The following is an 11722-nucleotide window of genomic DNA, read 5'->3' as shown; positions in this document are numbered from 1 at the left end:
GATATGGTGCAAATAAGTAGTAACTTTCTCTTTACCGCATTTATTTTATATTTAATTGCCACTCTATTTTTCGGGGGAGCAATTAAAGAAAAGGGTCATAAATGGGCAAATGTAGGAATAACGATTACAATTTTAGGGTTTATTGCACAAACAGTATATTTTGTTACAAGGTGGATTGCATCAGGACATGCGCCAGTTAGTAACTTTTTTGAATTCGGTACATTTTTCGGCATGATGCTTGTAGGAGCATTTATTGTCATGTATTTTATGTACCGTGTAAGCATAATCGGACTATTTGCATTACCAGTTGCGCTTTTATTAATTGCCTATGCAAGTATGTTTCCGAGGGAAATATCTCCGCTTATTCCATCTTTAAAAAGTAATTGGTTACATATTCACGTGACGACGGCAGCAGCAGGACAAGCCATTTTAGCGATTAGTTTTATTACAGGTGTTATGTATTTATTGAAAAATGTAGATCAATCGACGAGAAGTAAACGTACATTTTGGCTAGAGACGGTAGTATTTACACTTGTTTGTACAGTTGGATTTATTGGAGTAACAACGGTATTTTCTAGTATGAAATATGAAGCGAAGTTTCAATGGATTGATAAAACTGAACAACAAGTGGAAATGAAATACAATCTTCCGGCTTTAGTTGGACCGCACGAAGGGAAGTTACTGACAGAAAATAAATTAGAACCGGCAGTTGAAGTTCCAGCGATTGTAAATGCGAAAAAATTAAATACTGTTATTTGGTCAGTGTTAGTTGGAACATTACTGTATATTGTATTAAGACTTGTTTTACGGAAGCGAGTATCGGCGGCACTTCAGCCGTTAGTAAAGAATACGAATAGTGATTTACTAGATGAAATCGGATATCGATCTATTGCAATTGGATTCCCAGTGTTCACATTAGGTGCATTAATTTTTGCGATGATTTGGGCACAAATAGCGTGGACACGTTTTTGGGGCTGGGATCCAAAAGAGGTTTGGGCACTTATCACTTGGCTCTTTTATGCGGCAGTATTACATTTACGCCTATCAAAAGGATGGCATGGAGAGAAGTCAGCTTGGCTTGCAGTAATTGGTTTTGCAATCATTATGTTTAACTTTATTGTAGTAAACTTAATTATTGCCGGTTTACATTCATATGCATAGAGAAATAAAATAGGGGAGTGCATGTCACTTTCCTATTTTATTTTTGTCAACTTTTCTTCTTTTTTGAGAAAAACATGACAAAGTAGCGGTTGATTTTGTAAAATGATGTCGAGGACATTATATGCTGTTCAAAAAAAATACATAGTTTTGGAAAAAAATTGAACAAAATTTATTATTCTTGTGAAGCATAATATGGGAAGTGAAACATTTAGAAGATTGCTTAAATAAACGAGAATAGCGCAACATAATAGTTAAAGAAGGGTAGGTGTGAACCGCTGAGGTGAGAGTGCGCAGCGGGTAGAGATGGAAAATGAATCAAGAATTTTAATTGTAGATGATGAGGATCGTATTCGTCGTTTATTGAAAATGTACTTAGAAAGAGAACAATATACGATTGAAGAAGCAGATAATGGTGATACAGCTTTAGAAATGGCGTTGCAAAATGATTACGATTTAATCTTATTAGATCTTATGATGCCTGGTAAAGATGGCATTGAAGTATGTAAAGGGGTTCGTGAGAAGAAAGCGACACCAATTATTATGCTGACAGCAAAAGGTGAAGAAGTAAATAGAGTACAAGGATTTGAAGTTGGAACAGATGATTATATTGTAAAGCCATTTAGTCCACGTGAGGTCGTACTACGTGTGAAAGCGGTATTACGTCGTGCTGTACCAACAACATTCTTTACACAAGATACAACGACAAAAGATGTTACTGTATTCCCGCACTTAACAATTGATAACGATGCACACCGTGTTACTGCAGATGGTAATGAAGTAAACTTAACGCCGAAAGAATATGAGTTACTATTATTTTTAGCGAAAGCTCCTGATAAAGTATTCGATCGTGAGCAACTGTTAAAAGAAGTATGGCAATATGAATTCTTCGGAGATTTACGTACAGTTGATACACATGTAAAGCGTTTACGTGAGAAGTTAAGCAAAAAATCACCAGATGCAGCGAAAATGATCGTTACTGTTTGGGGTGTAGGTTACAAATTTGAGGTTGTGAACGACTGATGCTTTGGAGAAGTGTAGTAGGGAAGTTATGGATGACCATATTACTTCTCGTTTCGTTTGTTCTTGGATTTGTTGCGATTTTACTTTCACAGTTTTTTAGAACGTATTATGTTGATATGAGTGAAGCTAGGCTTCAAAAAGTTGCAACAAGTGTTTCAGAGTTAATTGAAGAAGGTGCCGATGTAAAAACGATTGAGAATATCGCTTACAAATTCTCTGACCCACTTTCAAGGATTATTATTGTAGAAGATGGTAAAGAAATCTCTTCTTCACCGAAACAAGAAGGGTTAGTCACTCTTACAATGGATGACTTAAAAGAAGATAAAGAATTAGCGGCTGTGTTTACAGACAAAAAAGAAATTAAGAATAATATTAGAAAAGCGTCTAATAGTAGGAAGAATAAAAACACCGAAAATGATATTATGATCGTCGGAAAACCAGTGCAATCAAAAAATCAAAGTGCAGTGTTCGTATATGAATCTTTACAAGTACCGATACAAGGTATGGAAAGAACAACTGATTTTATTTTCTTATCGGCTGGAATTGCGATTATATTAACAACTTTCTTTGCGTTCTTCTTATCTACTCGGATTACAGCACCGCTTCGTAAAATGCGTGAGGTTGCTTTTGAAGTGTCACGTGGGAAGTTTGATGCAAAGGCTCCTATGGTATCTCAGGATGAGATTGGTGAGCTTGCAACGGCCTTAAATCAAATGGGAAAACAGTTGAAGTTTAATATGAACGCCTTGCAACAAGAAAAAGAGCAGTTAGCAAGTATTTTGAGTAGTATGGCAGATGGGGTTATTACGTTAAATCAAGAAGGTGAAGTCGTTGTAATCAATCCGCCGGCCGAACATTTCTTACAAGTTTGGCAAGAAGAAAAAGAGATAGAGCTCAGTAAAAAACTACCTTCTGAACTTGTGGAATTATTCCATCTCGTTGTAGAAAGCGAACAACAACAAGTTGTTGAAATTAATTTACAAAAAGGAAACTATGTAGTTCTTATGACGCCGCTTTACAATCAAACGAAAATTCGTGGAGCTGTAGCAGTGCTGCGAGATATGACGGAAGAGCGTCGTCTTGAAAAGATGCGTCAAGATTTTATTGCGAATGTATCACATGAACTTCGTACACCAATGGTCATGCTGCAAGGGTATAGTGAAGCGATTTTAGATGATATTGTGCAAACGAAAGAGGAAATAGATGAGTTTGTTCAAATTATTTATGATGAATCTGTTCGTTTAGGTAAACTTGTAAATGAATTGTTAGATTTAGCTCGTATGGAAAGCGGTCATGTAGAGTTACATATTGGTGAAGTGGATATACATCCGTTTGTTGAAAAAATTGGTCGTAAATTCCAAGGGATTGCAAAGGATAAAGAGGTCGCGTTAACGGTTGATTTCAAAGGTCCAATTGAACAATACCCGTTTGATGCAGATCGTATGGAACAAGTATTGACGAATTTAATTGATAACGCAATACGTCATACGAATGCAGGCGGACATGTAACGCTTGTAATTGATACGAAAAATAACGGTCTTATTTTTGAAGTACAAGATTCGGGTGCAGGCATTCCAGAAGAAGATATTCCATTTTTATTTGATCGTTTCTATAAAGCTGATAAAGCAAGAACACGTGGGAAAAAGGGTGGAACAGGACTCGGGCTTGCGATTGCGAAAAATATTGTTCAAGGCCATGATGGTAAAATTTCTGTATCAAGTGTTGTTGGAGAAGGAACTACATTCTCTGTATATTTACCGAATCGTATAATTTAGATATGCGTTTTTAAAGTTGATAATGAATAAAGTTCTGCTGTTTTTTATTTTTTTGTAAACTCAATTAAATAAAGAATGGTAGAACTTTTTTCTATGTTGCTCGAATAAAGAATAACAAGAGAGGTGCTGTGAAGAAATGAAATTATATACAAAAACAGGAGATAAAGGAACGACAAGTGTAATAGGTGGCAGGGTTGATAAAGATGATATCCGTGTGGAAGCGTATGGAACAATAGACGAGGCAAATTCTCATATTGGATATGCAATGACTAAGCTTCAAGGCGGGGCTTTTATAGATATTTACAATGAGCTCGAAAATATTCAACATGAACTATTTGATTGCGGAGGAGACTTGGCAATAGTGGAACAAAAAATTCCTTATAAAGTGACAATTGTGATGGTTGAAAGTTTAGAAAGAAAGATTGATTTATATATAGAAGAAGCCCCGCCACTAGAACGCTTTATTTTGCCAGGTGGTAGCGAGGCAGCGGCTACTATTCATATTGCACGTACTGTTGTAAGGAGAGCAGAACGCTCTATAGTATCATTGCAAAAAGAAGTGAAAATAAATGAAGTTGTATTAAAGTATGTAAATAGATTATCTGATTATTTGTTTGCGATAGCTCGAGTAATAAATGCCCGATTACAAGTGAAAGATGTGGAGTATAACCGTAGTGCAGTAGTTTTTCGTGATAAGAAAGAGAAGGAAGTGGAGTAATTCACTTTCTTTTTTTGTATACTTTTTTCTGTAATATACCAAAATAGAGAAGGTATGGTGGTAATTAGAAAACGGAGGATGTATATGAAAGTTTTAAAATGCGGTGTCATGTTATTGAGTATACTGTTTGTATCTCAATTACATGTTTATGCAGAAGAAAATCGATGGACATGGCCTGTTGAAGGTCAGATAAGTGATTATTTTGGGACAAGGCATGGAAAACACTATGGTATTGATGTAGCTGCGCCGATTGGAACGCCTGTGGCAGCTATCCAAGATGGTAAGGTAACGAGGTCTTATTATTCAAGTAGTTATGGAAATGTTGTATTTATTAAACACGGAGAATATGAGGCTGTATATGCACATTTAAATAAGAGATATGTGGATCAAGGAGATTATATTTCCAAAGGAGAAAAAATTGGAGAAGTAGGGAACACGGGAGAATCGCGAGGTGCGCACTTACATCTAGAACTTCATCAAGGAAGATGGACGATGGCGAAAAAGAATGCGATGAACCCATTGCTTGTTTTAAGTGAACAAAGAAATGAAGTTGTTTCTTCGTCATTATATGTCGTACAAAAAGGGGATACTTTAGTTAGTATTGCACGGAAATTTAGTATGACACTTAAGGAAATTAAAGAAAAAAATGGATTGCAGCAAGAGCTAATTTATCCTAATCAACAATTATATGTTAAGTAAAGGAAACGCTTCAAAAATTAAACTTTGAACAAATTTATGTTCTTCTTAAATAAGATTCAATGTAAATGAAATTATATGGGCGCTTTTGCTAGAACTATTGAGTGAATCAGAGCATCTATATCTAAAAGAAAACCGTCCCAAAATTTATTTTGGGACGGCTTCTTTTACCAAAAAATAAAGACACATATAAATCCAGAAATAGCTAAATAGCTATATAAGTAAAAAACTTTTGTTCTTGTTTTCTCTTTTGTTCGAAACAGTACGATAGTCGGTTCAATTAAACCGATTGTCAAACAAAGTAGGCCAAGAAGCATACAACCAATCGAGATAGAATACAGGGCGATTTGTGGTGCTTGAAATGGAATCATCCATTTTAATAAAAATGCAATAAGTGCAGTGTAACAAATACTACCGATGTATTTATTCAGTGGTGTATTAGAACGAAAACCAGGAAGTTTTTTTAAGAAAGAGCGGGAAACAACTTCTGTTTGTAAAGATGTATGCTCTTCAATAATTTTTTGAGCTTCTTTTCCTTTTTGAAAAAGAGATAAGATCCAATTTCGCTCACCCTGAAAAATAAATTGAGAAGTTGTCAAATAGTGATCAATCTTCACTTTATTCCAACTCTTCCACGGATGACGCTCACACAATTTTAATTTACTTTCTGTTTTTTTATCATACTGATAAATACTGATGCCATCTTCATCGAAAGTAGCATAGTATGTCTCGTTTGAGAATGTGCCTAAATCAATTGGGCAGTAGAAAAGTAATTCTTTTTTTAAGTAAAAGTATTCTTTTCTTAAGTTTTTTTTCATTGCTTCTCGAATAGAATGTCTCTTGTCTTTTTTCATGACATTTCCTCCATAACTCAGAAAATGTTCTTATCTTAACAATTCAATATCTTATCACTTTTAATTATATATGACTAGGTAATTCAAAAGAGAAATGCCGAATAATAAAAAATATGGATTGTATTGTAAAATATCTCGCAATTTATTTGTTGTTACGAAAAATAAATAACTAATTTTAAATAAGTTACAATTTTTTAGTTCACAATGTTATGAGGTTGTTGTATAATGAAGGGGAAAATAGAATATCGGTCTATCTTCGGGGCAGGGTGAAAATCCCGACCGGCGGTGATGAACTATTTATGATTTTGTTCTAAGCCCGCGAGCCGTTAAGGCAGGATTTGGTGTGATTCCAAAGCCGACAGTATAGTCTGGATGGGAGAAGATGGAGGTTCAAGCGTTCAAAAAAGATATGGATTTGAACGTCTGTTTGATGTGCCTTAAATTCTCCCTTTGTGTAAAACACAAAGGGTTTTTTCGTTCTATGAAAAAATAGGCATAGCAGAACCTTTCCACTTTCCATGAGATGATCGATGGAAAAGGAGAGAGAAAGATGAAACAAAAAAACAGTGTAGTGCAGATGGTGAGTGTAGCGATGCTAAGTAGTATTGCATATTTACTAATGATGTTGGATTTCCCGTTCCCAGGGCTTCCGCCATTTTTGAAAATTGATTTTAGTGATGTACCAGCTCTAATTGCGGCAATTATCTTTGGACCAGTAGCAGGAGTGATTGTAGAGGCGATAAAGAACATTTTACATTACGGGATTCAAGGAAGTTTAACGGGAGTACCAGTTGGAGAAATTGCAAACTTTATTGCAGGATGTTTATTTATTGGGCCAGCAGCTTTCTTATTTAGAAAGTATCGTACTGTGAAGAGTTTAACTACAGGATTAATGCTAGGGACAATTACAATGGCACTTATTATGAGTGTATTAAACTACATCATCATATTCCCGGCGTACACTTGGTTTTTAAATTCACCAGCTATGTCTAGCGAAGCTATAAAAACAACGGTTGTAACGGCAATCTTACCATTTAATTTAATTAAAGGGATTGTTGTAACAATTGTATTTGTAGCATTATTCTCACGCCTGAAAGTATGGGTGTTTGCAAAAATGAAAAATGCATAATATATACTAAAACCATTAGTAGTGTGAAACTACTAATGGTTTTTTATTAAGGAAAATAAAATTTAGATACAAAAAACGCCCCTCATCAATAGGAGGGGCGTTTTTTGAAGTTAATAAAAGACTATTCGAATTTTAAAGCGTCTCCGTCGAATGATTCGTCAGCAACTTTAATTGAGTCAGTTGGACAGCCTTCGAATGCATCCATCATATCTTCAATTAATACATCTGGAATTTCAACGATACCTTGGTTATCATCTAATGTTACAAATGCAATACCTTCATCATCATAGTCATAAATGTCTGGTGCAGCAGCGCCACAAGCACCACATGCAATACAAGTATCTTTATCAACGATTGTATATTTTGCCATCTTTTTTCCCTCCTGATAATATGTATGTGAAAAGCTCGCCATAAAAATTATAACCTTATTGTAAAACGGTTTGTAAAACTTTTCAACATAAAATTATAATGATAATGCTTATCAATTAGAGTGTCAACTTATTTTTGAATTATGTCATAAGATTTTCAAAATACGTAAATATGATTTCGTTTGATACAATAGAATATATACAAGTATATAGTTCTTATATGATAAGTTTAATGAGCGACAGTAGATAGTGTAATTGTACTGAAAAGAATGAAGTTAAGATTGGAAGGTGGAAGCGGTCATGCAAATACAATATACTTTGTTGCATTGTTTAAAACAATTGAATGGTGAAAGAACCGTTTCTTCTATTTATTATTTACTAAAGGGCAAACGTTCTTCGCAAACTTTACAAGATGGAAATATGTTCCGAATTTCTTTTTTGTTCGGAATATATAAATCATTAAATAGAAATGACTATGATGGTGAAGTTGCAAAGTTGTTGCAAGCGGATTTTATTCAAGAAATACATGAAAATACATATGTGTTAACACCTACGGGTAAAATGCAGTTACATAAATGGGAGGAAGTTTATGCTTTTCCGGCGCATTTGCATGGTTTACATTATGGTGAATTAGGTGAAACATTTTGGAAAAGATTATCATTAATTATTCAAACCATATCAAATTTACAACAGAATAATACGAGATTTATTCCAATTCAGCAAGATACAGAAATAATGATGTGGGTGAAACGTTTTCTAACAGGAAGGCCATATAAGAGAAGTGAGTTGGCGAGAAAACTATGGACGGAAGTACATAATCTTTTAGAAAAGAGTAATGCGATAGAAGCGACGATTGTAACATATCGATTAACGGGTTATGAACGCATTGGTTGTACATTGCAACAATTAGCAGAAATTACGAAACAAGATATATTCAGGGTGTATTTTTTATTTTGGGGTACAATACATTTCTTTATACAAGAAGTTCGTGATAAAGAAAATGAATTTCCACTATTAGCTGAAATTATATCTTATCCAAATGAGAGAGCTGAATTATTTAGTTTATCCACGAAAAAAACATATAATTTTTGGAGACAAGGACGTTCTTTAGAAGAAATAGCGACGATTCGGAATTTAAAGGTTGCAACGATAGAAGATCATTTTGTTGAAATTGCTTTGCGAGAAAAAGATTTTTCTATTGAAATGTTTATGGAAAAAGAAAAGATAGACAAAGTAATAAAAGTAATTGAAGCATTGCAAACGCGGAAGTTACGTGTTTTGAAACAAGCGGTTGGAGAAGATATCTCTTATTTTGAAGTTCGTCTTGTATTAGCGCGGATGGAGGGTGTAAATGAAACTTGAAGAATATTTATATAAGTGGTTTGGATATTCTGAATTTCGTCCAGGTCAAAAAGGAGTAATTACAGATTTATTAGAAGGAAAAGATGTGATAGCAATGCTTCCGACTGGAAGAGGGAAATCTATGTGCTATCAGTTTCCGGGGCTTATGCGAGAAGGAACAGTGCTTGTTGTATCACCGTTATTATCTTTAATGGAAGATCAAGTGACACAATTAAAGTATGTTGTGAAAAACCGAGTGATAGCATTTAATAGTTTTCGGACATTAAATGAAAAAAGAGAAGCGATGAAAAAATTATCTTCATATAAATTTATTTTTGTTTCACCAGAGATGTTGCAGTCGGAGTTATTAATTAGGGAATTGAAGAAAATTCATATTTCATTATTTGTTGTTGATGAGGCTCATTGTATTTCTCAATGGGGTTATGATTTTAGACCGGACTATAAAAAACTAAATGTAGTTATTGAAAATATTGGTTCTCCTACAGTATTAGCATTGACAGCCACAGCGACAAAAGGGGTACTGCAGGATATCGCAGATAGTTTAAATTTAAAGGGTGCCGCGGAACATGTATACTCTATTGATCGTCCTAATATTGCAATGGATGTGCAATTTGTAGAGACGATAGAAGAAAAGAAAGAGGCGCTTTTAGAGCAGGTGATGTATTTACAAGGGCCGGGGATTGTATATTGCTCAAGTAGAGCGTGGACAGAAAGGTTAACGGAATACTTGAGAGGGAAAGGTGTTACTGGTGTAGCTTTTTATCATGGTGGTATGGAACATGAAGAGCGTATGTTAATTCAACAGCAGTTTATGAACGATCAATTGCAACTTGTAATATGCACAAGTGCATTTGGTATGGGGGTAAATAAGGCGAATACGCGATATATTATTCATTTTCATTATCCAACTAATATAGCCTCTTACTTACAAGAAATCGGAAGAGCTGGAAGAGATGGCGAACCGAGTATAGCTATTTTATTATGTAGTCCGTTGGATCATGATTTACCAATTTCAATCATTGAGGATGAATTGCCAAGTAAGTCACAAATAAAATTTTTATTTTCTTTACTACAAGAAAGAATATTTCAAACGAAGGAATTACCAATAGAAGATGTAGAAGAAATTTGTTATAATGCAGCAAGATTTAATGAGCAATATTGGCGTTTCGTTCGTTATCATCTCGAACAGGTTGGAATTATACAACAACGAAGATTATTATTAGAAGGTTTGTCAGATGAAATCATGAACCGATTAATAGCTGAAGTAGAAATAAGGTTGCGTAATAAATATAGTGAGCTAGAAAATATGAAGTCATGGATACAAGTTAAAGGGTGTAGACGTGAATATGTGCTGCAACAGTTCGGTTATAGGAAAGAGCAAGAGTTAATTAATTGCTGCGATTATTGCGGTATTACCAAAGAAGATTATAAAAAAAGACGAGCGCAACAATCGGATTTCGACTATAATTGGGAAACAGAGTTACAAAAGCTTTTCGGCCTAGAAAAGATGGAGGAATGATGAACATTCAAAGGCATAATGTTGAAGATATGAGTCCGCAGGAAATAAGGCTGAATCTATATATAACACAGTTAATTATTATCGGTATTGGCTGTTTACTGGCATATATATTATTTCAAGATGTAAAAGAAGTCTTTAATTTATGGAAATGGGAACCAGTATCTATACTTATTATAGGTGGTTTGTTAGCGATTGGTATTGTGTTATTAGATTATGTTGCAATGCGAGTGTTTCCGGAGTCATGGTTTGATGATGGTGGTATTAACGATAAGATGTTTCGAGGAATGTCCGTTCTACACTTACTCGTTATTACGTTCTTGATTGGTTTTGCAGAAGAATTTTTATTTAGAGGTGTAGTACAGACTCATTTTGGAATTGTAATTGCGAGCTTCGTATTTGCAGTGTTACATATTCGTTATATAACAAAGCCATTTTTATTTTGTTTCGTCTGTTTTATTAGTTTTGTCTTTGGTTATGTATTTGAATGGACAGGAAATTTGTTTATAACAATCTTTGCACACTTTCTTGTTGATTTTATAATGGGACTCCAATTAAGAAAATAAATGGAAGGTGGTGGTGAACAACATGAGGAAACGAATTCCTGATTTTGAAGAGGAATTAGAAGTTGAGCGAGTGGAAGAAAAAGAAAGTTTACCGCCGCGTAGTGAAATTCATAGAAATAAAGAGAAAAAACAAAAGTTTAAAATAAATCACATTTTCGTCCGGGTTTTAACATTTCTATTCATTCTTCTGCCGATTAGTATTTTGTGGTACACGGATAAATATATTCAGGTGAAGGGTGATAGTAATAATGCTGGAAAAAGTGCGTTTGAAGTAATCTTCTTTGATTCAGCTAAATCTGAGTCGCAGAAACATTCTGAAAAAGTAATAACGCATACTGTGAAAGAGGGAGAAACTTTAGAAAGTATAGCGAAGCAATATTTTTCAGATGGAAATGGAATTGAAGTAATTAAAAAGTATAATAACTTGCAGGAAGATGAAGTGAGTGCAGGTCAAGAATTAAAAATTCCGATAAAAGATAAGTCCACAAAGCAAGAAAGCTAGCGAGTTAAGCGATCACAGTTTGTTATAAAAGCCTAGGATTATCTTTATGAGGAGG

Annotated in this window: 12 protein-coding genes and 1 riboswitch; of the genes, 10 read left to right on the top strand and 2 right to left on the bottom strand. The window is 34.5% G+C overall.

The features are described 5' to 3' along the window. Positions 1-3 precede the first annotated feature (3 nt). From resC to IQ781_RS08085, 5 genes are all read left to right on the top strand, one after another. Positions 4-1161, top strand: a complete 1158-nt coding sequence (resC, locus tag IQ781_RS08105) for a cytochrome c biogenesis protein ResC (RefSeq protein ID WP_000250086.1) — start codon at positions 4-6, stop codon at positions 1159-1161. A 303-nt stretch (positions 1162-1464) separates the two neighbouring features. Then, entirely contained in the window at positions 1465-2181 is a 717-nt protein-coding gene (gene resD / locus IQ781_RS08100; protein WP_000426861.1) for a DNA-binding response regulator ResD, read from the top strand. After that, entirely contained in the window at positions 2181-3956 is a 1776-nt protein-coding gene (gene resE, locus IQ781_RS08095) for a sensor histidine kinase ResE (protein ID WP_000964677.1), read from the top strand. Before resD ends, resE begins: the two co-directional genes overlap by 1 nt. 136 nt (positions 3957-4092) lie before the next feature. After that, on the top strand, positions 4093-4674 hold the full coding sequence (locus IQ781_RS08090) for a cob(I)yrinic acid a,c-diamide adenosyltransferase (RefSeq protein ID WP_000781269.1): 582 nt from the start codon (positions 4093-4095) through the stop codon (positions 4672-4674). 84 nt (positions 4675-4758) lie between these two features. After that, the gene (locus IQ781_RS08085; RefSeq protein ID WP_000866117.1) at positions 4759-5373 is read left to right on the top strand and encodes a peptidoglycan DD-metalloendopeptidase family protein; all 615 of its coding nucleotides are present in this window, start codon (positions 4759-4761) and stop codon (positions 5371-5373) included. Between the two features lie 164 nt (positions 5374-5537). Here the strand turns inward: IQ781_RS08085 and IQ781_RS08080 are convergent, their stop codons facing one another. Continuing rightward, positions 5538-6224, bottom strand: coding sequence for a hypothetical protein (locus IQ781_RS08080; RefSeq protein WP_000710837.1), 687 nt, complete (start codon positions 6222-6224; stop codon positions 5538-5540). Positions 6225-6472: 248 nt separating this feature from the next. Further along, positions 6473-6612, top strand: a riboswitch (FMN riboswitch). A 162-nt stretch (positions 6613-6774) separates the two neighbouring features. On the opposite strand from IQ781_RS08080, the gene IQ781_RS08075 reads away from it, so the two are divergent. Beyond that, positions 6775-7353, top strand: coding sequence for an ECF transporter S component (locus tag IQ781_RS08075; RefSeq protein WP_000810855.1), 579 nt, complete (start codon positions 6775-6777; stop codon positions 7351-7353). A gap of 121 nt (positions 7354-7474) precedes the next feature. On the opposite strand, the gene IQ781_RS08070 is transcribed toward IQ781_RS08075, so the two are convergent. Beyond that, positions 7475-7723 (bottom strand): ferredoxin, encoded by a 249-nt coding sequence (locus IQ781_RS08070; RefSeq protein ID WP_001151993.1) that lies wholly within the window; start codon positions 7721-7723, stop codon positions 7475-7477. Positions 7724-8021: 298 nt separating this feature from the next. Between IQ781_RS08070 and IQ781_RS08065 the strand changes: the two genes are divergently transcribed. From IQ781_RS08065 to IQ781_RS08050, 4 genes are read left to right on the top strand one after another with little or no spacing between them, the layout of a single operon-like run. Continuing rightward, positions 8022-9083 carry a YpbB family protein gene (locus IQ781_RS08065; protein WP_001167004.1) on the top strand — a complete coding sequence of 354 codons (1062 nt, stop codon included), beginning with the start codon at positions 8022-8024 and terminating at the stop codon, positions 9081-9083. Continuing rightward, the gene (gene recQ / locus IQ781_RS08060; RefSeq protein WP_000762973.1) at positions 9073-10602 is read left to right on the top strand and encodes an ATP-dependent DNA helicase RecQ; all 1530 of its coding nucleotides are present in this window, start codon (positions 9073-9075) and stop codon (positions 10600-10602) included. The genes IQ781_RS08065 and recQ overlap by 11 nt, the downstream gene beginning before the upstream one ends. Then, on the top strand, positions 10602-11165 hold the full coding sequence (locus IQ781_RS08055; RefSeq protein WP_001025780.1) for a CPBP family intramembrane glutamic endopeptidase: 564 nt from the start codon (positions 10602-10604) through the stop codon (positions 11163-11165). Before recQ ends, IQ781_RS08055 begins: the two co-directional genes overlap by 1 nt. Positions 11166-11187: 22 nt before the next feature. Continuing rightward, on the top strand, positions 11188-11667 hold the full coding sequence (locus IQ781_RS08050; protein ID WP_001231553.1) for a LysM peptidoglycan-binding domain-containing protein: 480 nt from the start codon (positions 11188-11190) through the stop codon (positions 11665-11667). Positions 11668-11722: the final 55 nt, after the last annotated feature.

Origin of the sequence: Bacillus sp. N447-1 (assembly GCF_022701035.1) — a bacterium.
Lineage (GTDB): Bacteria > Bacillota > Bacilli > Bacillales > Bacillaceae_G > Bacillus_A > Bacillus_A cereus.
Note: the sequence above shows the minus strand (reverse complement) of the source record. Positions and strands in the feature narration are given on the sequence as shown.

Bases quoted from the DNA above. Each gene is read 5' to 3' on its own strand.
- resC (WP_000250086.1), top strand. From the start codon at position 4: ATGGTGCAAATAAGTAGTAACTTTCTCTTTACCGCATTTATTTTATAT.
- resD (WP_000426861.1), top strand. From the start codon at position 1,465: ATGGAAAATGAATCAAGAATTTTAATTGTAGATGATGAGGATCGTATT.
- resE (WP_000964677.1), top strand. From the start codon at position 2,181: ATGCTTTGGAGAAGTGTAGTAGGGAAGTTATGGATGACCATATTACTT.
- IQ781_RS08090 (WP_000781269.1), top strand. From the start codon at position 4,093: ATGAAATTATATACAAAAACAGGAGATAAAGGAACGACAAGTGTAATA.
- IQ781_RS08085 (WP_000866117.1), top strand. From the start codon at position 4,759: ATGAAAGTTTTAAAATGCGGTGTCATGTTATTGAGTATACTGTTTGTA.
- IQ781_RS08080 (WP_000710837.1), bottom strand. From the start codon at position 6,224: ATGAAAAAAGACAAGAGACATTCTATTCGAGAAGCAATGAAAAAAAAC.
- IQ781_RS08075 (WP_000810855.1), top strand. From the start codon at position 6,775: ATGAAACAAAAAAACAGTGTAGTGCAGATGGTGAGTGTAGCGATGCTA.
- IQ781_RS08070 (WP_001151993.1), bottom strand. From the start codon at position 7,723: ATGGCAAAATATACAATCGTTGATAAAGATACTTGTATTGCATGTGGT.
- IQ781_RS08065 (WP_001167004.1), top strand. From the start codon at position 8,022: ATGCAAATACAATATACTTTGTTGCATTGTTTAAAACAATTGAATGGT.
- recQ (WP_000762973.1), top strand. From the start codon at position 9,073: ATGAAACTTGAAGAATATTTATATAAGTGGTTTGGATATTCTGAATTT.
- IQ781_RS08055 (WP_001025780.1), top strand. From the start codon at position 10,602: ATGAACATTCAAAGGCATAATGTTGAAGATATGAGTCCGCAGGAAATA.
- IQ781_RS08050 (WP_001231553.1), top strand. From the start codon at position 11,188: ATGAGGAAACGAATTCCTGATTTTGAAGAGGAATTAGAAGTTGAGCGA.